Here is an 18,843-nt window from a genome sequence, read left to right on the forward strand (position 1 = left end):
TGCGGCTACGTGCTGACCTTCGCTTTCGTCCGCTTGCGCGGACGCGCTTTACCTATCCTTAGCAAAGAAAAGCCGCAATCCCGTGTGGATGTGCGGCTTCGTCATGCGGCGGTATATGATGAGGGCTAGGAGCTCTGTTGCTCCTTCCGGTAGGCGCCTGGCGTCACGTTCTCTTTCTTGCGGAAGGAACGAATGAAGTTCTGCGGGTTCTGGTACTGCAGCCGCTCCGCGATATCCTTCACGGACAGTTCGGTCTCGATCAGCCACTTCTTGGCCATGTCCAACCGGTAGTTCATCAAGTATTCGCTGAACGTAATGCCGAACTCCTTGCGGAAAATGCTGCTTAAGTAGTTCGGATTGTAATGCAGCCGGTCGGCGATCAGCTCGAGCGACAGTTCCTTGTCGTACTCCTCGCGCACGATGGCCGCGACCTGATCGGAGAGCGAGCGGAATTGGCGGTTCGTCTTCTCCTTCATGACGCGCACCATCGGCTGGATCGCTTCCTCGATCAGAATGCGCTCGATCTCCTCCGGGTTGCGGATTTGAAGCAGCCGCTGGAAGAGCGTGCGGTTGTCCGGCGTCAGCAGCACTTGAATGCCGAGCAGCTGCTCGAGCTGGATCAGGTTGTTGACGAGGCGGATGAGCGTCATCTCGAAATCGGCGGAATCCTTGCTCGTCTTCATCATCTCGGCGAGGAATGGATACAGCGCGCGGGAGACGCCCTGCTCGTCGCCCAGCCGGATGGCATCGAACAACGCGTTCTCCAGCTGGGCCGGATAATGCAGCACGACCGGCCCGGAGACGACGCCCGAGACGTCCTCGTAGAAAATGATCGATTCCTTGCCGAGATTGAGCCGTTGGTGGAGCGCCTGCTTGCCCATCTCGCACGCTTCTCTGCTGCCGAGCGCCAGATCCTCGTATAAGTTGCCGAAGCCGACGCTCACCGATACGCCGAGCACGTCTCGCGCGCGGCGCACGGCGGCTTTGGCCGTATCGAGCAGCCATCTTCGGATGTCATCCTCCGATTCTCCGCCAGGCATTAGGATCGTCGCCTGGGTCGTATCGTTCAGGACGATCGGGATGAGCCGACGCTCCGGCGCCACGAGCTCCGCGATCAGCTGGCTTATCGCCAGCAGGAGCATGTCCTTGTCGGCGGCGTCCCGCCCCCCGTAGCTGTCCAGCTGGATCAGCATGACCGCGTAGCGGCAGCCCGTTGCCGGCCGATAGCCGAACCGGTGCAGATGATGATCGAGTTCTTCGAGGGCGATGCGCCCGCGCAGCAGGTTCTGCGCGAACTGCGTCTCCAGCTTCGGCAGCTCGGTTTCGATCATCTGCTCAAGCCCCTGCTTCTCGTCGAGAATCGCGTCGATCGAGCCGATGATCCAATCGATCTCGTTGTCCCTCGGACCGGCGGCCGCGGCGGGCAGACGACGCTGGATGCGGCGAATCGAATTGGCGAAGTAATAGGAGATGAAGTACGCCACGACGGCAATGAGCGCCGTGATGACCAGTCCCATGACGACGAGGCCGTAACGGGCCGTCCGCAGCGCCTCCGTCGTCTCGCCGGGCTCGAGCGGCGTCGCATAGATCCAGTTGTTGTAGTCGGAACGGGCGAAGACGACGCTCGGCTTCTTCTCCGCTTCGGTTCTGAACTCGACAAGGCCGCTCCGCTGGGCCCCGCTCTCCTCGGCCGCGGTCGCAAGGCCGGACAACTGCGCTTCGGAGAGCCCGAGCGCGCGATTCTCGTACAATAGCTCGCCCTGGCTGTTCAGAATTACGATTGCGGATTCGTCTTCCGTCCGCAGAATGCGGTTTAAGCCGGCGAGCGACAGGTCCGCCAGCGCGATCGCCTCCTTCTTGCTCGAGAAGGCCGGCAGCGTGTAGACGAATCGCAGCCCGCTGTCCGTCCGCTGCCAGAACAGGCCGCGCGAGCGGCTGTTCATATAGGCCGCTACCAACTCCTCTCGCCTGGCGGAGGACAGTTGAGACAGCTTGCCGCTTGCGATCTCCCAGTTCTTCACGAGGCTGATCAGCGTATATTGGGCGCCCTCCAATCCCATCGAGGCGATATAATTCAGCTGCGTGTTCACGCTCCGGTAGGCTTCGAAATCCTGCACCGTGATCGGATTCTTAATGACGTCGCGGAACGAGCTGGTCGTGCTATAGGTGCTGAAAGCGTATTCAATTGTTTTCACTTTTTGCTCCAGACTGTTCTTCGTCTGGGTGATGAACGCTTGTTTGCTGACGGCGACCCGCTCCAGAACGGATTGTTTCGTCGTCATATAGATGTACGTGCCGAAGCTGGCCACAAGGCCGATTCCCAAGATGAGAATGGACACGAATATGCGGGTGAACGTGGTTCCTCTTTTCATCGCGAACTCCTTTGCCGCCGTATATTTGGGTCTTGCCCCATTATATAGGCAGCTTTAAGCTTTTGACAAATAGATTAGCATCCATGCTATCTATATCATTTCACCGTTCGAGGAGGTCATAACAGAGATGATCGGCTTATACCTTGCAGGAGATTCCACCGCCGCGCAGAAGGGCGGCGCCGAGAAACCGATGGCGGGCTGGGGCGAGTTTCTCCCCTTCCGCTTCCAATCCGGCGTGGCCGTGCGCAACTGGGCGATCAACGGCCGAAGCACCAAATCGTTCATCGCGGAGGGGCGCCTGGCCGCGATCGCGCGGGAGATCGCGCCGGGCGATTATTGGTTCATCCAGTTCGGGCACAACGACGGCAAGACCGAGGACCCGTCGCGGTATTGCGATGCCGACGATTACCAGGCGAACCTGGGCCGGTTCGTCACCGCCGCGCGCGAAGCCGGCGCCGTCCCGGTGCTGTTGACGCCGGTCAGCCGCCGCCGGTTCAATCCGGACGGGGAGCTTGATCCGCTCGCGGTCGGTTCTTATCCCGAAGCGATGCGGGAGGCGGCCGCGGAGCTGGGCGTTCCGCTGCTCGACTTGTTCGCGCGTTCGCAGCGGTTGTACGCGGAGACCGGCGTCGAGGCTTCCAAGTCGTTGTTCGTCCACCTCGCTCCCGGCGCGCACCCGAACTATCCGGACGGCTTGACGGACGATACGCATTTCTCCGAGCAGGGCGCCCGCGCGATTGCGCGGCTTGTCGCGGAGGAGATTCGCCGCCATCCAGCGCTTGATGCGCTGGCGGCGCGTCTGTTGGCGGAGTGAGCGAAATCGTAGAAGCGCATGCCAAAAAGGCTGCCCGCGGGCAGCCTTTTTGGCATGACCGGCTTACTATAATCCTAGAGAACCGAGCCGCCTTCGTGCCCTTCGTTCTCGCTAAGCTCCTTCGCCGCCTTGCTCAATGCTTCGCCGATCGACGCACGAAGGACCTGATCCGCGAAGCCGTCCAGCGGCCTCGGGTCATGGTTCACGATCGCGAGCCTCGCCCCGTTCCGCTTGGCCAACATCGGAATTTGGTTCGCCGGACTGACCGCCAGCGAGGAACCGAGCACGATTAGCAGGTCGGCGCCGGAACCCCACCGCTCTGCAAGGTCAAGCGCCTCTTCCGGCAGCCGCTCCCCGAACAGCACGACGTTCGGCCGCACGAAGCCGCCGCATTCGCAAGCCGTCATCGCATCCGGAGGCAGATAACGCGCCGCTTCGTATTGCTTGCCGCAGCCCATGCATCGCAGACTCCCCAGATCGCCGTGCAATTTCGCGATGCGCCGCGTCCCGGCCTGCTCGTGGTAATCGTCCACGTTCTGCGTAATGATGCCATGAACCTTGCCGCGCCGCTCCCAGTCCGCCAGGATGCGATGGCCTTGATTCGGCCGGCAGCTTCGCATCGATTCGATCCGCCACCGGTAGAAGCGGACGAACTCGTCCCGGTTGCGCGCCATCGCTTCGGTGGACGCCAGTTCGGCGGGATTGCGGTTATTCCACATCCCCCGGTCCGCCGAACGGAAATCCGGCAGTCCGCTCTCCGTCGACATGCCCGCTCCGGTGAAGACGATCGTCCGGCGCGATTCGGCTAGCAGCTTGCTCAGCATCGCATTCTCCTCCTCGCGCTTGCGCGCGGATTCATTAGAATCGCGCGAAGACGTTCAACGAATCGAGCGCGTTGCCCTCGAAATCGAACAGTCCTTGGTTGCCCCAATGATTGCCCATCGCGCCGACGTCGTGCCCGTATTCCATGCCGGGTGGGCTCGCCCAGCTGGTACCATCGAGCGGTAGCCATGCCGGCTCCCAATACACGATGCCGAGTCCGCGGCCGTCCGGCACGCGCTGCACCGTCGTCATCAGGTCGGACAGAAACCGCGCCTGCCCTTCCACCGTCGCCGGATAGCCGCCGATCCGCGCCGACTCCGCCGTGAAGATATCCGCGCCGTGCTTGCTATCCGCCGTGAAGCCGTACGCCGTCTCGACGACGAGCACGTCCTTGTCGTAGCGCGCGCTAATGTCCGTCATATTGGCGCTCAGCTCGTCCAAGCTGCCGTGCCAGATCGGATAGTAGGACAAACCGATAATGTCGTAATCGACTTGCCGCGCCTGCATTTCATCGAACCAAGTCCGGTACAGCACGTTGGAGCCGCCAGCATCGAGATGAAGAATGATGTTGGAGTCGCCCGCTTCCCGCGTCGCCCGAATGCCCGCTTGCAGCAGTCGCGCCAGCCGATCGAGCGCAGCCTTCCACTCGCCTGCTTCCGTCTCCACGAACCGTTTCTCTTCAAAATGGTACTTCGGCGTCCGGCCCTCCGGCCACAGCATGCCGTTCGTCGTCTCGTTGCCGATCTGCACGAGCTCCGGCAGCGCGCCCTTCGCCTTGAAACGCGCCAGCACGTCCGCCGTGTAGCGGTACACTTGCTCCTCCAGCGCCGCGCCGGTCAACGCCGCCCATGACTTCGGCTTGTACTGCTTCTTCGGATCGGCCCAGAAATCGCTATAGTGGAAATCCAACATCACCTGCAAGCCGTGCGCTCTGGCCCGTTTGGCCACCTCCAGAGTCGTCGCCAGGTCGTTCGTCCCGCCCAGATACGGCGTGCCGTCCTCCGCGTATGGATCAACCCACAGACGTAGCCGAACGACGTTCAGCCCCTTGATCCGAAGAATGTCGAACAAATCTTTGCGCTCCCCGTCCAGGAAATACGCGCCGCCCAAACTTTCAATTTCCTTGACGATCGAAATATCCGCGCCTTTAATGAATGGTTGGTTCATGCCGCAAGTCCCTTCTGCTCGTTCGTCCGCCCGGCCGGTCGGCCAAGGCTGCCTATTACTGCCGTCCGCTATACCATGTTGAATCTATTCTTTCGGACGATACTTGTTCATGATCGCTTCCCGTTTTTTCTTCCTATCCGCCATGATTTCATCCTGCGTCCGGTCCTTGAGCGGGACAGGCTTTGTCCGAAACGGCACAACCTTCTTGCCACTCTTCATTTCTATTCACCTTTTCCGAGTTGAATAGAACTAGTTTTGACAAGTAGAGAAAAAATAAACCCCGCTTGGAAGCTCCAGGCGGGGGTTATGCCCTTAACGGGTTAATTGAGCAAGGCGCTCAATATCGCGTTCGATCAAGGAAGTACGTTGGCCAATCTGCTTCAACTTCAGTTCGCGCAGCTTCCGACGTTTTTCGATAATGCTTTGCTGGGAAACATCCTCCAGCACTTTAACCGCGGAAGGTAACTCGTCAAGCTGTTTCATCTTGGGCAACCTCCTTCAAGGTTAACTGGCTTTTCTGATAAACGAGGCAAAATGCGTGAACCATTCTGCGAATCTCTCTCGCCTCTATCGTATCATTCTCTTTTAACAGAGACAAGGCTCGCTTATCGTCCGTATCGAAGTGAAAACACCACACCCAAGACTCGCCGTCCAGCATGTCCATGCGAAACGCAATCACTTCGCGGCCCTCATACGGGGCGTTGAGGTGCGCCTTCCCTTGCGGGTCCTCCGCGGCCAATACCGCCGCATAACCGGTATCAGCCTTCATATCGAGAGGGCGCTTATTGCCGGACGTACCCTTGTCCATAATCGGCTCAAGCGTATCCCCTGCTCGCCGATACAGGGAGAAGCCCGTTACGAAATCCATGTCGTGCAGGTTGAAACAGCCGTTCACGTATCGATAAAGATTCTGATTGATCTTCTTGATCAGGTCGACCAGGTCGGCGATACTCGTATCGGATTCGACCAGCAGATCGTTCAGGCTGTTCATGTCGGCTTGCTGCTCCTCGATTTTTCTTTTCAGGTCCTCGACCGTCCGCTGCATGTAATCGTGCTGACTTTGCGAATAGGCGACAACGTAGGCGACGCTCGACGGGTCGTGGTTATTTTGGCTGAACACCGTATTGACGATGTCGTAGAGACCTTCGAACGTGAAGTCGTTCTTATGGACGAATTGGGCCCAGGTCTGCTCGTACTCGGTTGGGCGCATCTCCTTAAACGCTTCCACGTGGAATTCCGGTCGCCCGATCGTCGCCATCTTGCCCATGTACGAACGCACGTGGAGATAGTAAACCCCGAACGCGATCAGAAGCGCGCCGGCCGCGGAGATCCAGATGGACCAAGGGCCATATACACCGGCCGCGAACCCGGCAAGGAAAGGTCCGATTATCGGGAGCGAAGCCCATTTGATCGCTTGTATGAATTTGAGGTGCTTCATGTAGCCCATAAACGTCTTGAGCGGCCCCATCCAGGCCGTGCCTCGCCACGGTCGGCCATGTTGGGACCTCATCAAGTTAATAACCGGATCCAGCGCGAATTTAAGCTCGCTCAGGTAGCTGTGATAATTGGATTGGATCTGTTTGACGATCATTTCATCCTCACCCTTGTCCAATATACAAACAAAACAGGCGCAATATGTCTATTTTGTCCATCTTTTTGGATGATCCGGTCAAGCAGATTACGGCTCCCGCCATGTCCCTCCAACGACAAAAAACGGAACCGCCGGGGGATTCCCCGTTGGTTCCGTTCCTCTTACGCGTTAATCCACCACGATCAGCGTCGCCGAGCGGGCCGGCAGCTTCACGGACAGCTCGCCGGCTGCGCCGATCGGCGCCGGGCCGATCGCGCCGAGACTCGACTTCGCGTCGAACCGGTACAGCTCCGCCGAAGCGCCGCCGCGGTCCGCGCCCGCGCTGGCGTTCACCTCGCGGGAGACGGTGTCTTTGTTGAAGAGCAAGAGATACAGCTTGCCGTCGTCGCCCTCGATCGCGTAGGAGCCGACCGCGTCGTGCAGGCTCGATGCCGCCTTGACGCTCGTGCCCTCGATGCGCGAGCCTTGGCCGTCGTAGTTCAAGTACAGCTTGAACGCGTCCTCGAGCGGCGTGCCGGCCGGCAATGTGCCGAACCGGGTCGCCAGATCGACGCCTTCGCGGCCGAAGATCGCCAGCGCCTCGGCTTGGGCCAGCCCGGCGCTAATGCCGTCGCCGTTGCCGAAGTTGTACTCGGTAATCGCCAGCTTCGTGCCCGGCAGGTTCTCCGCGATAATCTCCTTCATGCGCGGGATGAGCCGCACCGGCTCTTGAATCCACGAGTTATCGATAAAGTTCGGATCATACAGCGACTTCAGCGCCTGGAAGCGGCGCTTCGCCGCGTTCGGGCTTTCCTCGCCCGAGCCGACGACGTCTTCTTGCGAGTAATAATGGACGTCGAGGTAATCGACCAGCCGCGTGCCGGTCTGCGCTTCATGCCGCGCGGCCTGCTGCAGGTACCACGCCAGGAACGGCGTGCCGCCGTGCGACTGGCGGTCCGGACCGTCGGCGCAGTTGTCCGCCGAGGAATAGAAGTACGCGCACCAGCCCCAGGAGACCGGGCCGAACAGCTTAGCGTCCGGATCTTTGTCCTTGATCGCCGTACCGTATTCGAGCGTCTTGTTCCACAGCTCGTCGTAGGTCGGCGGCTCCGGATGGACGTCGCGGTGCGTCACGTACCAGATCTCCGGCTCGTTGTCCAAGGCGTAATAGTTCACGCCGTCCTCGCCCGTGCGGGAAGCGATATGATCCATCCAGCGGGTGACGAACTCCGGTCCGATCTGCTTGGACGTATCGGTCGGATCATTGCCCGTGACGAGCGATCCGTCCGGCCGGACGCCGTTGCCCGCGTCCGGCAGCTCCTGCGCGCCGCTCTGCTGCGCGCCGTATTTTTGCTGCGAGAAGCCGTACGAGACCGTTCTATCCTTCGGCGTCCAGCCGATCGTCGGCACGGTGAGCAGCACGCTGCCGCCTTTGCTCCGCACGCCGTCGATGAACCGGTCGCTCGTCGAGCCCGAAGGCAACTGCTCTGGATTCGCGTTATCGTTCGGGTAGTTGATGTAGTACCAGTCGTTCGCCCGGTTGGAGGTGTCGAGTTCCCAGTTGTAGCGCGTCATCTGGTTGCCGCCCCACCGCTGAACCGGGAACGGCAGCTCCGACTCGGTCGGATGCATGTCGTCGAAGTTGATGCCGTAAATTTCAGGGTTGATCGGCTTACGGTCCGCCGAAGCGTCGACGCCCACGCTTACCGCCGGCAGCTGCGGCTCCGGCAGCTCGCCCGCGTGAAGATTGCGCAGCAGCGCAATATCGTCGATATACACCGCGCCTTGATTCGCTTCCGTCGCCGCCTGGAAAATAACCCCGTCGAATTGGCCGTACGATAGACCCAGATCGGCCATATTCACCGTCACGGTCGTCCATTCGCCCGACTCCAAACCGCCCTCCGGCAAATAATGGCCGAGGTCGATGGCGCCGACGCCGCTGTTGCCGTCATAGACGTGAACGAGCAGCTGCTGTCCGCCCTGGCTGCCGCCGTGAATCGCGAACCGCACGCCGTAGTACGCCTCGACGCTGCGTTTGTTATCGCCTGCGATCCAGACGCCGTCCCAGCCGTCCGGCTCGAACTTGATCGACAACTCGCCGCTCGCGGCCTGCTCCCGATTGGCGAAGTCCTTCTCATGCCAGCTGAGGTTGCGGAAACCTTCCGCCAGTTCCTCGCCGTACACCGCCTCCGCCTCGACTTCCGTCACCTGGACGTACGTCTCGGCCGCGAACGTCTTGTACGTCGCCGTTACCTTCGCGATGCCCGGCGCGAGCGCCTTCAACTTACCGCCCGGCAGCACCTCCAGCAGCTCCGGACGATCGACCGTCCATTCCGCCGCGTTCGTCACGATCTCCGTCAAGCCGTTGCTCAGGAACGTCTCGGCCTGCAGCGTCTGCTCTTCGTCCGGCAGCATGACCAGCTGCGGACGGTCTGTGCGCAGTTCCGCCACCTTCGCCTGAACCGAGGCCTTGGCGATGAGCGCCAAGTCGTCGAGATACACGTCCGGCTGAGCGTCGCCGCCTCCCGTCCCGGCGATGAAGAGGCCATCGTACAAGCCATCCGGCAGCTTCAAGTCCGCCAGCGGAATCTCGACTTTCGCCCATTCCCCGGCCGGAATTCCTTCGGGGAGCAGCTCGCTAAGCTGCTTCGCGGCGACGGTCTGACCGCCGGCCTTCCACTCCAGGCGCAACTCCTGCCCGCCTGCCGCGCCGCCGTTCACCCACAATTGCAGCTTCTCGTATTCCTTCGTCGTCAGCGGCCTGTCGCTATAGAAGTACAGCGCTTTGTCGCCGTCCGGCGCGAACCGGATCGAATGCTCGCCGGTATGCACCGTATCCGTCTCCGACAGACTATGCTCGGCCCAGCTGTAATCCGTCATGCCCTGGCCAAGCGCGTCGTCGAACAGATAGACGCCTTCCACCGGCTCGATCGGCGGCGCCGGCGTCCCTTCGACGACCGTCACCTGCAGCTGCGCCTCGAAGCCCGCATAGGACGCGCGGACGACCGCCTCGCCCGGCGCCGCGGCCGACACGAGCCCGTCCGATACGGTCGCGACGGCATCGTTCGTCGAGCTCCATTGCGCGCCTTCCTTCACCGGCTTCTGCGTACCGTCTTCGTGAACGGCCGTCAGCGCCGCCGCGCGCAGCTGCCCCGCCTTCAGCACGAGCTGCGGCTGGTCGAACAAGACCGCCGCCACGGGCGACGGATCCGGCTCCTCGCCGCTCGGCTCGGTTCCGCCCTTCGCGTAGAAGGCGATGTCGTCGAGGTAGAGCGCCTCTTGATCGCCGCTTCCGCCCCAGATCCAGATGCCGTCGATAATGCCGCGCACGCCGTAGTCCGCCAGCTTCACCGCGACTTGGCGCCATTCGTCCGCCGGCGCTCCCTCCGGCAGCAGCCGGCTCGAGTCGATCTCGGCCACGCCTTGGCCGCCGAGCGACAGCACGAGCTTGAACGTTTGGCCGCCCGTCTGGCCGCCGTGCACCCAGAAGCGCAGCGATTCGTACTCGTCCGCGTTCATGACCCGGTCTTTATAGAAATAAAGCGCCTGGCCTTCGTCCGGTTCCATCCGGATCGAACGGCCGCCCCCGTGCACGGTGCCGCTCTCCGCGAGATCTTTGTCCGCCCAGCCGTAGTCGGCGAAATCGGCCGACAGCGCGTCGTCGTAGACGGCGAGCACCTGCGGCGCGTCGCCGTACGTCTTCGCCGGCATCTCCGCCAGCGGCGCGAGCAGCATGGCAGCGGCGAGCGTCAATGGCGTCAGCACGCGCCGGGCGCTCCATCGTTTTGCTAGATTCATCATCGTTCCCTCCCTGTTTGTGTTCCCTCTCATCGTATGGGGCCGCGCTCCCGCGCACTAGTGACGCCCTGTCACAACATTTGTCACAGCGCGTCATCGGACGCTCTCGTCACTATGCGGGCGCGGCATAGTTTGTTAGAATTTGAGCAGCGGCGGATCGCGAGGGCGAAGATGGCAAGGCGCGGCCGCTCTATGACTTTTACTAACGCAGAGGATGGGTACGGATGATACGAGTATTGATAGCCGACGACCAAAGGCTGCTTCGGGACGGCCTGCAGACGATTCTACAGCTGGAAGACGATCTCGAAGTGGTCGGCGTGTCGGAGAACGGCCAAGAGGCATACGAAGCCGTGCGGGAGAAGCGGCCCGACATCGTGTTGATGGACATTAAAATGCCGGTGCTGGACGGGATCGAGGCGATGAAGCTGATCAAGCGGGATGTTCCGTCCACGGTCGTGCTGATTCTGACGACGTTCGCCGAGGACAAATTCATCGTCGACGCGATGGCCGGCGGCGCGGACGGCTTCCTGTTGAAAGACATGCCCGCGGACAAGGTCATTCAAACCGTGCGGGAGGCGGTCAAAGGGCAGCTGATCCTGCCGGCGGCGATCGCCGCCAAGCTGGCCGCGCGTCTGTCCGTCCTCTCGGACACGGGCGCCGACGCGTTCGACGAGACGGAGCTGCGCCGCCAGGGCCTCGTGCTGACCGAACGGGAACGTAAAATCGTCCTGCTCATGATCGAGGGCTACTCCAACCGGCAAATCTCCTCGGCCTTGTTCATGAGCGAAGGGACGGTCCGGAATTATATCAGCGTCGTCTATAACAAGATCGGCACGAACGATCGCAAAACCGCCATCGCCAAGCTAAAGGACCTGCTGCTTGGCGAGGCGCCGTAAGCCGATGAGACGGCTGGGCCGGATCGGAGCGGCGGGACTGCTCATGGCCTTGGCGGTGCTGGGCGGATGGGGCTTGCATTGGATTGGGGAAGGTACCGCGATCGCGCATGCGTCGGAGATGGCGGCGGAATCGGCAGCGGAGGCGACGGCCGACGGCACGAAGGGCTCGTCCTCGATCGGCGGAGATGGGGAGAAGGCCGCTCCGACCGCCGCGAATCGCCCCGTCAAGTCGTCGGGACTGGATTGGGATCGATATCCGGTCCGGTATTTGATCAACTGGCAGCTGTACCTCGGGGAAGAGCCCGGGCAGGACGCCGAATGGCAGCCGCTCGACGAAGCGGCCGGCAAGCGGCTGGCCGAATATGAAGGCACGCTCTGGTTGAAGCGCGAGCTGCCCGCGCTCCCGCCTCGCGATCCCTACCTCTTTCTTTTCGAGTTCAAGCACGTGGAAGTGTTCGTGGACGGCAAGTCCGTTTATGAATTCAACATGCGCAAGCCCGACAAGTACATGAACCCGGCCGCCGCGCTGCTGCCGGTCCGCCTGTCGCCGGAAGACGCGGGCAAGACGGTGGCGATCAAGCTGCTGTGGGACCATAAGCCGATGCCCTCCTATTGGAACAACATCGGCGACCGGTTCACGATCTTCAAGTCGATGATCGGGCGGGACTGGAAGCTTATCGTGTACAGCGTCATTTTCCTGGTCAGCGGCACCGTCTCGCTCTTCATGTTCCTCCGGCGCCGCCAGGAGCTGCTGTACTTCTGGTTTACGATGCTCACCTACTGCGCCGGCATCGGGATGATTACGCTCATCATTTCCATGCAGTGGTTTTTCCCCGGTATTTACCGGCTGTATTATTTCCGCGACGCGCTGCTGACGATCGGCGTTACCGCGAACATCGGCTTCTACACCGTCGCGCTCGGCAAGGAATACCAGCGGACGTACCGGGTGCTGATCGGCGTCATGGGCGCCTATTCGGCGGTTACCGTCGCGGCGTCGTTCATCCATCCCGGATTTTACGTCAGCCTAATCGTGCAGTGGCTGCCTTACATCATGCTCGCGCTGTTCTCGGTCATGACCTACACGCTGGCCCGGTATATCCGGCACAAACGGACGCGCGAGACGTTCTGGCTCGGCTTCGGGTACGTGTTCCTGCTGATCTTCGGGTTCCTGCACGTGCTGATGAACTATTTCGCGTTCTTGCAGGACCGCTTCCAATGGCCGCGGCTCGTGCTGGAGCTCAGCCCGCACATGCTCCCGATCGGCATTCTGCTGTTCCTCTTCTCGCTCGCCATGGTCATCTTCGGACGATTCTCCGAGGTGCACCGGCAGCTGCAGCGTTATGCTCGGGAGCTTGCGTCGAAGAACGAGGAGATGGCCAGGTACGATCAGCTGAAGGACGACTTCCTGCGCAATACGTCGCACGAGCTGCGCACGCCGCTGCACGGCATCGCCGGCCTGACCGAGTCGCTGCTCGACGGGGCGGCCGGGCCGGTCGACGGCCACATGAAAGGCAATCTCCAGCTCATTCTAGATAGTTCGAACCGGCTGCTGCGGCTCGTCAACGACATTCTCGACCTGTACCATATGATGCACCGCGACTTGAAGCTGAAGCCCGAACCCGTCGATCCGCGCCAAGCCGCCGGCGTCGTCGCGGCGGCTCTGACTCCGCTTGCGCGGCGCAAAGGATTGGCCACGCATGTCGGCATCCCCGCGAATAACGGTCTGGCGATCTACGCCGATCCGAACCGGCTGGAGCAAATTCTGTATAACCTGATCGGCAACGCGATCCGGTATACGGTCGAAGGCTCGATTACGGTCGTCGCCGAACCGGCCGAAGGCGGCATGGTCACCGTCGCCGTCGAGGACACCGGACCGGGCATTACGCCGGAGCGGATGGCGACGCTGTTCCAGCCGTTCGCCGCGGCCGAGAGCAGCTCCGGCGGCGGAACCGGACTCGGCCTGTCGATCACGAAGCAGCTCGTCGAGATGCAAGGCGGCACGTTCGCGATCGGCCCTCGCCCCGGCGGCGGCACGCGAGCGAGCTTCACCCTGCCGGCCGCGCCGGCCTCTCCGGAGGAATCGGCTGCCGAAGGCGCCGCGGCCGCCTTGACGGAGCTGGCTACGCTTGCGCGCGAGCCGGCGGCGGTGCTGCCGCTCGCGCCCGCCTTCGACGACGCCCGGGACGATGCCGCCGCGGGCAGCGAGTCCGGTTGGAACTCCGCCGTAGCGCCGGATGACGCAGATGCAGCCGAAGAGCGCATCCATGCCGGGCAGGAGGCGCGCGAGATCGACGCCGCGACCGCGGTCGAAGGCAGCTCTGGCGCGCCGACCATCCTGCTCGTCGACGACGAGCCGATCAATCTCCAGGTGCTGCAGCATTTTCTCCGCGGGGAGCCTTATCGGCTCGTGCAAGCCAAGGACGGACAGGAGGCGCTTCGCTTGCTGGAAGACGGCGAGAAGCTGAATCTTGTCCTGCTCGACGTCATGATGCCGGTCCTCACCGGCTACGAAGTCTGCCAGCGCATTCGCGAGCGCTGGACGCCCAACGAGCTGCCGATCATCCTGCTCTCGGCGCGCAACCGGATCGTCGACATGACGCAGGGCTTCGACGCCGGTGCGAACGACTATCTCTCCAAGCCGTTCTCGCAAGGCGAGCTGCTGGCGCGCGTCCATATTCAGCTCAAGCTGGCGCAGTTCCACCACTCGCTCGAAGAACAGGTCGTGCTGCGGACGCGCGAGCTTGAGGAAGCGAATCGCATTCTCGCCGGCTCCGTCCGCGAGACGGCCGAAGCGCTCACCGAAGTGTCGGTACTGGAGGAGCGCAACCGGATCGCCCACGAAATGCATGACGTCGTCGGCCATACGCTGACGGCCGCGATCGTCCAGCTGGAGGCGGCCAAGAAGCTGTCCGACCGGGATTTCGGCAAGTCGGTCGAGCGGCTCGACGTCTCCAAGGAGCTCGTGCGCAAAGGATTGGATGAAATTCGCCGCGCCGTGCGCATGCTTAGCGACGAAGGCGCTCCGTTCGACCTGTCCACGGCGTTGAACGAGCTGATCCAAGATACCCGCGACAACGCGGGCGTCACGATCTTCTACAAACCGGAACCGCTGCCGCCGCTTAGCGGGTTGACGCAACGCGTCATCTATCACGCGCTCATGGAGGGGATGACCAACGGCATCCGGCACGGACGCTGCACGACATTCGCTTTCGAACTGTACGCCGAGGACGGCTGGATCTACTTCGATCTCGGCAACGACGGCGACCCGTACGGCACCGCCCGCCCCGGCTTCGGCCTGACGTCGATGATGGAGCGCGTCCATCTGCTCGGCGGCTCCGTCCGCATCGGCTCCCGCAGCGGCGAGGATGCCGGCGCGCCCGAAGGGTGCCGGCTGGCCATCGCGCTGCCGTTATCGGACGAACGGTAATCGTATTGTTGAACCGAAGGAACCCGACCGCGATAGCCGGGTTCCTTCGGTTTTTATTTTGTTGCATTAGCCGGCCCTTGCCAGCAACTATATGGGAAGAAATGGCGTCTATTAGAAAAGAATATCAATAAGGGAGTGGAACCATCATGCATACCATTCGAACGATGTTCGCGCATCTGGATTGGGCGAACCGCCAGCTGCTCGAGTCGCTGCGATCCGCTCGGCTGGACGAGGCCGGCAAGGCCGCGCCGCTGTTTCTGCACGTGCTGCAAGCCGAGCGCATCTGGCTCACTCGGCTGAACGGGGAGGATAGCCGCCATCTTCCGCTCTGGGGCGACGACGTCGATCTCGACGCTTGCGCGTCGCTAATCGACGCGAACGGCGACGGCTTCCGTGCCTTGCTCGACTCGCTGCCCGAGGAGGCGCTGGATGAGCAGGTCTCTTATCGCAGTCAGGCCGGCGATCCGTTCGAGACGACCGCGCGGGACATTTTGACCCACGTCGCCCTGCACGGCCAATATCACCGCGGTCAGATCAACGCCGCGCTGCGCGCCGGCGGGTTCCGACCCGCGGCCGTGGATTACATACTGTTTGCCCGGCTTGGCGACAAGGCGTAATTAATCCTCTCGGCGCATAGACGCGCGTTTGCGGACACGACAAACAGCCGCGGTCCCTTCAGACGGACGGCGGCTGCGCGGTTGACGGCATGTCGCATCCTTTCACGGCAACCGTTAGGTTGCGGGAGCTTCGACTACGATGGTCGATAGCGCATGCTTATAGATCATGCTCGACCTTCCCGTTGCTGAGCGGACCAGCACGACGTATCGATCGAAGGTCTCGATCGTTCCCTTCATCTGTACCCCGTTCGTCGTAATAATCGTGCAGGGCGTGCGATTGATCCGTAAGGCGGTCAGCCGCGCATCTTGGTCGACTAGCTTTTTCTGGTCCAGTTCGTTCACGAATATCCCTCTCTTTCTTTGTCAGGATTTGGTTACGCATTAGGGCTCGGCGTCAACTTTACTATAACAACAGCCGTCAAGCCCCCGTCCAATCACAGTCGGACGTCAAGAACGATATTTTTACTCGAAAGAGGAACAAGAGGTTGAACATGCCAAAAAATCGAGAGGCGACCTCTCATCTGGATTTCAAGCTGCGCTTAGTTGCCCTGTTGGCGCTTGCCCTGTTGGCGCTTGCCCTGTCGACGCTCGTCTCATTCGGCTCGACCGCGCATGCGTTGTCTTGCGTCGAGCGGGAAGGCGGCCCGCAGGAAACGCTGAAGCTATACGGCGGAGCGGTATTCGGCGAGGTGAAGCAGGTCAAGAACGATCAAGAAGGATTTGTCGGGACCATAGAAACCGTGCGGAACGTGCTTCTGGATGTGAAACAAAGCTGGAACCTGGCGCTCGATTCCCAAGTCATCGTGGCGACGGATTTCACCTGGGGCTTTGATTTCAAGAAAGGTCAATCCTATCTCATCTATGTGTACGACGATCACGGCCGCTTAGCGAGCGATCCTTGCAGTCCGACTTATATGCTAAACGATTTGGCCGAGGCGACGCAGCTGCTGGGGAATGGCTTGCCGCCGGGGGACCAGGTGAATCTTGCCTACAAAATGTGGTTCATGACGGATACCGATCTCGACTTGCTGATCGTTGTCGGCGCTGCCGTGCTCGTCGTCGCGCTGGCGGTCGTCGGGGTACGGCGGTTTCGCGGAAAAAGGCGTCGATAGCGCTTGCCACGCTCAATATGCCCGATAAAAAGCCCCTTACCCGCGCGCCATGCTCAAACCGGTCCATGCGGGAAAGGGGCTTTGCCACTATCTACGCTTCGCTACATTCTTGTTCTTGTCGTCGCCATGATCGTCATCGTCGTCTTTGTCCTGTCTGACGTCGTGGAATTCGATCTTGGATTGCGCGGTAATGTAGTCGAACGGCGTGTAATCATTCGAAGGCCATCGTTTGTTCCGCACGACCTGGATGAACACGGCCCCGACTAACAGCATGATGCTGCCTGTAGCTCCGAGTATCATATAAACGCTGAAGTCCATCTAATCGTCCCCTTCTCGGCCACGGTGCCAAATCGATCGTTCGGCACGTAGATCCCGCATAATCAGCTGGTGCTATAGCTGCGGCCGATGAAGGCAGACGGTTCCTTCCACCGTTGAAAGCGGGACAGGATCGCTTCGGTCTCCTTCCAGAGAATCGATAGCGATTGGACGCTATGATTGGAACGGCTTGCCCCGGACTCGACCCGGGTAGGAGGGTCTGCCAACCGAACCGGCACAAGCAGGACGCCGGCGCACTCGATCGCGAGAAGAAAACAGATCGGCATCCGGTCTTTCAGCTTGAACGCCAATCGGCCGAAATCTCCGCGCACGAACAACAGCGCAAGCTGTAACAGTTTCATATGGATTCCCTCCTTAGCCTAGTATCTTGAACGTATAATTATTTACAATGTTGCCCTATGTCGGCGATTCCGTCAAATATTCATGCAATATTCCAGCCGCCTTGCTTCCAGCGGCAGCCCGAGCGCGAACAGCCGCGTACAGATCGCCCGGATAACCTCGTAATTGTCCGCGCCCTGCGCCTGACAGTCTCGGATAAAGCCGAACAAGCCCGCTTGCTCCGCGGTCTCGATGTACGCAACCAGCTGCTCGGACTCCCGCTCCGGGATCGGCTTGCCATGCCATGGGTGCGGCGCCGGTTTCTTCGATGCCTCAGCCCTTTCGCCGCGTGACGCAACGCCTAACCCATCGGTTGTAGGGAGAATGACGTTGTTCGAACGCGCCAGCCGCGCCTCCTGAATGTAAGCATAGCCGTTCGGAATCAGCCGGAAGCCGAAGCGCGCAAGAGCCGAGTCTCGAACGATGCCACGCTCCCGCTTCCACGTCGCCCGACTAAAATAACCGCCAGACTCTTCTTCGCCCTCCTCTTCCTCGTCTGTTTCTTCCTCTTGCTCTCTCAAATACTGCAAGTATCGCGTCTCCGAATCGAAATCGTTCAGCAGCAATCCTTAATGATCCGAGAAATGCAACGCGAAAAATTCGTTAATATTGTTGGCGACGATACGCGTGCAGTTCCCGAAATCCATTGGGTCGACGCAAATGATCGGCGCTTCGCTCAAATCCGTTACGGCGCCGAAATCCGTCAAGAACGCATAGTGCGTGCCGTCCATCCCCGTATTCGCGAACACGATCGCATCGACCGGTGAACTTTGATAACCGCCGTTGTCAGCCGGATCGAATTTCAGAAAGTAGCCGGTCGGCGTCTCCAAATAAGGAACGTGCGGCTTGATCTCTTTCTCCCATTTCATCAACTCGTCGAGCAAAGGCGGTATGATGTAGTTTGTATCGCTATGCATAGGCGCTTATCTCCTCCATCCTGTCCTAGCAGATATCCCGAATGAATGCACTCGCCCATCCTGACACTTTTTTCCGTTTGCCTAGTCTATATACATGTGGAGAAAGGAGGCCGGCGAAACGTGCAGGGCGATTATATGAGATATCTATCCGAGATTAGTATAACGGATTTCCGTCTGGCGGTTGAAGCGTACGGCGACGACGTGTGGAATTATGCCTACGTCCTGACGCGCGACCGGCATTTGGCGGACGGTGCTGCAGCTGCACGCGAAATACCGGGAAATTACAACGGTGAAAGTAGCCAATGTACGCGTGCGTTCCAATACGAAGAGCAGCAGATCCCAGATCAGCTGCTCTTCTCCATCCAATGGACGCCATGACCATCATACCTGCATCAAGACGCATCTCGTCGAATAAGCGGGCCCTGTTCCGCCGAATGCATTTCAAGTTCCCCGCACCCGCCCGTTAACTCGCCGTTCGCGATCCAATCATCGAGATGCCGCCGCAGCTCCGGATATTGATGCTCCAAGCCCAGCTGAGCGATAACCAGTCTGACATCGATCGTTCGTTTCACTTCCTCCGTCCTCCTATCGTTGACACAATTTACGAAACTGCATTT

General features: G+C 60.6%; 18 protein-coding genes. 6 read left to right on the forward strand and 12 right to left on the reverse strand.

The genetic code is table 11. From position 1 onward, the window contains the following. Positions 1 to 125: 125 nt before the first annotated feature. Positions 126 to 2,372, reverse strand: a complete 2,247-nt coding sequence (locus BCM02_RS08915) for a helix-turn-helix domain-containing protein (RefSeq protein WP_148928687.1) — start codon at positions 2,370 to 2,372, stop codon at positions 126 to 128. A gap of 127 nt (positions 2,373 to 2,499) precedes the next feature. On the opposite strand from BCM02_RS08915, the gene BCM02_RS08920 reads away from it, so the two are divergent. Continuing rightward, a complete protein-coding gene (locus BCM02_RS08920) occupies positions 2,500 to 3,186 on the forward strand; it encodes a rhamnogalacturonan acetylesterase (RefSeq protein ID WP_148928688.1) in 687 nt (228 codons plus the stop codon). A 74-nt stretch (positions 3,187 to 3,260) separates the two neighbouring features. Here the strand turns inward: BCM02_RS08920 and BCM02_RS08925 are convergent, their stop codons facing one another. The 5 genes from BCM02_RS08925 to BCM02_RS08940 all read right to left on the reverse strand — a co-directional run bounded on the left by BCM02_RS08925 (position 3,261) and on the right by BCM02_RS08940 (position 10,546). Next, complete coding sequence (locus BCM02_RS08925; protein WP_148928689.1) at positions 3,261 to 4,010, reverse strand: NAD-dependent deacylase; 750 nt, start codon at positions 4,008 to 4,010, stop codon at positions 3,261 to 3,263. A gap of 34 nt (positions 4,011 to 4,044) precedes the next feature. After that, positions 4,045 to 5,175 carry a glycoside hydrolase family 53 protein gene (locus tag BCM02_RS08930; protein WP_148928690.1) on the reverse strand — a complete coding sequence of 377 codons (1,131 nt, stop codon included), beginning with the start codon at positions 5,173 to 5,175 and terminating at the stop codon, positions 4,045 to 4,047. Positions 5,176 to 5,487: 312 nt separating this feature from the next. Further along, positions 5,488 to 5,658 carry a hypothetical protein gene (locus BCM02_RS35195; protein WP_187434088.1) on the reverse strand — a complete coding sequence of 57 codons (171 nt, stop codon included), beginning with the start codon at positions 5,656 to 5,658 and terminating at the stop codon, positions 5,488 to 5,490. Beyond that, a complete protein-coding gene (locus tag BCM02_RS08935; protein WP_148928691.1) occupies positions 5,645 to 6,766 on the reverse strand; it encodes a hypothetical protein in 1,122 nt (373 codons plus the stop codon). The genes BCM02_RS35195 and BCM02_RS08935 overlap by 14 nt, the downstream gene beginning before the upstream one ends. 168 nt (positions 6,767 to 6,934) lie before the next feature. Further along, positions 6,935 to 10,546: a glycoside hydrolase family 44 protein gene (locus BCM02_RS08940; RefSeq protein WP_187434089.1), complete on the reverse strand. Its 3,612-nt coding sequence runs from the start codon at positions 10,544 to 10,546 to the stop codon at positions 6,935 to 6,937. Positions 10,547 to 10,767: 221 nt separating this feature from the next. On the opposite strand from BCM02_RS08940, the gene BCM02_RS08945 reads away from it, so the two are divergent. From BCM02_RS08945 to BCM02_RS08955, 3 genes are all read left to right on the forward strand, one after another. Continuing rightward, complete coding sequence (locus tag BCM02_RS08945) at positions 10,768 to 11,439, forward strand: response regulator transcription factor (protein WP_148928693.1); 672 nt, start codon at positions 10,768 to 10,770, stop codon at positions 11,437 to 11,439. A 4-nt stretch (positions 11,440 to 11,443) separates the two neighbouring features. Then, positions 11,444 to 14,866, forward strand: a complete 3,423-nt coding sequence (locus tag BCM02_RS08950; protein ID WP_148928694.1) for an ATP-binding protein — start codon at positions 11,444 to 11,446, stop codon at positions 14,864 to 14,866. A gap of 146 nt (positions 14,867 to 15,012) precedes the next feature. Continuing rightward, the gene (locus BCM02_RS08955) at positions 15,013 to 15,483 is read left to right on the forward strand and encodes a DinB family protein (RefSeq protein ID WP_148928695.1); all 471 of its coding nucleotides are present in this window, start codon (positions 15,013 to 15,015) and stop codon (positions 15,481 to 15,483) included. A gap of 114 nt (positions 15,484 to 15,597) precedes the next feature. Here the strand turns inward: BCM02_RS08955 and hfq are convergent, their stop codons facing one another. Beyond that, positions 15,598 to 15,825: an RNA chaperone Hfq gene (hfq, locus tag BCM02_RS08960; protein WP_148928696.1), complete on the reverse strand. Its 228-nt coding sequence runs from the start codon at positions 15,823 to 15,825 to the stop codon at positions 15,598 to 15,600. 149 nt (positions 15,826 to 15,974) lie between these two features. Here hfq and BCM02_RS08965 point away from each other — a divergent pair, with 149 nt between their 5' ends. Next, on the forward strand, positions 15,975 to 16,595 hold the full coding sequence (locus tag BCM02_RS08965) for a hypothetical protein (protein WP_148928697.1): 621 nt from the start codon (positions 15,975 to 15,977) through the stop codon (positions 16,593 to 16,595). Positions 16,596 to 16,682: 87 nt separating this feature from the next. Here the strand turns inward: BCM02_RS08965 and BCM02_RS08970 are convergent, their stop codons facing one another. The 4 genes from BCM02_RS08970 to BCM02_RS08985 form a co-directional block, all read right to left on the reverse strand. After that, positions 16,683 to 16,913: a DUF3951 domain-containing protein gene (locus tag BCM02_RS08970; protein ID WP_148928698.1), complete on the reverse strand. Its 231-nt coding sequence runs from the start codon at positions 16,911 to 16,913 to the stop codon at positions 16,683 to 16,685. Between the two features lie 62 nt (positions 16,914 to 16,975). Beyond that, positions 16,976 to 17,272, reverse strand: coding sequence for a hypothetical protein (locus BCM02_RS08975; RefSeq protein ID WP_148928699.1), 297 nt, complete (start codon positions 17,270 to 17,272; stop codon positions 16,976 to 16,978). Between the two features lie 72 nt (positions 17,273 to 17,344). Further along, the gene (locus BCM02_RS08980) at positions 17,345 to 17,875 is read right to left on the reverse strand and encodes a hypothetical protein (protein WP_148928700.1); all 531 of its coding nucleotides are present in this window, start codon (positions 17,873 to 17,875) and stop codon (positions 17,345 to 17,347) included. A gap of 3 nt (positions 17,876 to 17,878) precedes the next feature. Continuing rightward, positions 17,879 to 18,226, reverse strand: coding sequence for a hypothetical protein (locus BCM02_RS08985; protein WP_148928701.1), 348 nt, complete (start codon positions 18,224 to 18,226; stop codon positions 17,879 to 17,881). 135 nt (positions 18,227 to 18,361) lie between these two features. On the opposite strand from BCM02_RS08985, the gene BCM02_RS08990 reads away from it, so the two are divergent. Beyond that, positions 18,362 to 18,604 carry a hypothetical protein gene (locus tag BCM02_RS08990; protein ID WP_148928702.1) on the forward strand — a complete coding sequence of 81 codons (243 nt, stop codon included), beginning with the start codon at positions 18,362 to 18,364 and terminating at the stop codon, positions 18,602 to 18,604. A gap of 14 nt (positions 18,605 to 18,618) precedes the next feature. Here BCM02_RS08990 and BCM02_RS08995 read toward each other — a convergent pair whose 3' ends face one another. After that, positions 18,619 to 18,798 carry a hypothetical protein gene (locus BCM02_RS08995; RefSeq protein WP_148928703.1) on the reverse strand — a complete coding sequence of 60 codons (180 nt, stop codon included), beginning with the start codon at positions 18,796 to 18,798 and terminating at the stop codon, positions 18,619 to 18,621. Positions 18,799 to 18,843: the final 45 nt, after the last annotated feature.

The sequence above is a fragment of the Paenibacillus methanolicus genome (genome assembly GCF_008124765.1).
Classification (GTDB): domain Bacteria; phylum Bacillota; class Bacilli; order Paenibacillales; family Paenibacillaceae; genus Paenibacillus_Z; species Paenibacillus_Z methanolicus.

Excerpts from the sequence above, each read along its gene's own strand:
- BCM02_RS08915 (WP_148928687.1), bottom strand. The coding sequence starts at position 2,372 with ATGAAAAGAGGAACCACGTTCACCCGCATATTCGTGTCCATTCTCATC.
- BCM02_RS08920 (WP_148928688.1), top strand. The coding sequence starts at position 2,500 with ATGATCGGCTTATACCTTGCAGGAGATTCCACCGCCGCGCAGAAGGGC.
- BCM02_RS08925 (WP_148928689.1), bottom strand. The coding sequence starts at position 4,010 with ATGCTGAGCAAGCTGCTAGCCGAATCGCGCCGGACGATCGTCTTCACC.
- BCM02_RS08930 (WP_148928690.1), bottom strand. The coding sequence starts at position 5,175 with ATGAACCAACCATTCATTAAAGGCGCGGATATTTCGATCGTCAAGGAA.
- BCM02_RS35195 (WP_187434088.1), bottom strand. The coding sequence starts at position 5,658 with ATGAAACAGCTTGACGAGTTACCTTCCGCGGTTAAAGTGCTGGAGGAT.
- BCM02_RS08935 (WP_148928691.1), bottom strand. The coding sequence starts at position 6,766 with ATGATCGTCAAACAGATCCAATCCAATTATCACAGCTACCTGAGCGAG.
- BCM02_RS08940 (WP_187434089.1), bottom strand. The coding sequence starts at position 10,546 with ATGATGAATCTAGCAAAACGATGGAGCGCCCGGCGCGTGCTGACGCCA.
- BCM02_RS08945 (WP_148928693.1), top strand. The coding sequence starts at position 10,768 with ATGATACGAGTATTGATAGCCGACGACCAAAGGCTGCTTCGGGACGGC.
- BCM02_RS08950 (WP_148928694.1), top strand. The coding sequence starts at position 11,444 with ATGAGACGGCTGGGCCGGATCGGAGCGGCGGGACTGCTCATGGCCTTG.
- BCM02_RS08955 (WP_148928695.1), top strand. The coding sequence starts at position 15,013 with ATGCATACCATTCGAACGATGTTCGCGCATCTGGATTGGGCGAACCGC.
- BCM02_RS08965 (WP_148928697.1), top strand. The coding sequence starts at position 15,975 with ATGCCAAAAAATCGAGAGGCGACCTCTCATCTGGATTTCAAGCTGCGC.
- BCM02_RS08970 (WP_148928698.1), bottom strand. The coding sequence starts at position 16,913 with ATGGACTTCAGCGTTTATATGATACTCGGAGCTACAGGCAGCATCATG.
- BCM02_RS08975 (WP_148928699.1), bottom strand. The coding sequence starts at position 17,272 with ATGAAACTGTTACAGCTTGCGCTGTTGTTCGTGCGCGGAGATTTCGGC.
- BCM02_RS08985 (WP_148928701.1), bottom strand. The coding sequence starts at position 18,226 with ATGCATAGCGATACAAACTACATCATACCGCCTTTGCTCGACGAGTTG.
- BCM02_RS08990 (WP_148928702.1), top strand. The coding sequence starts at position 18,362 with ATGAGATATCTATCCGAGATTAGTATAACGGATTTCCGTCTGGCGGTT.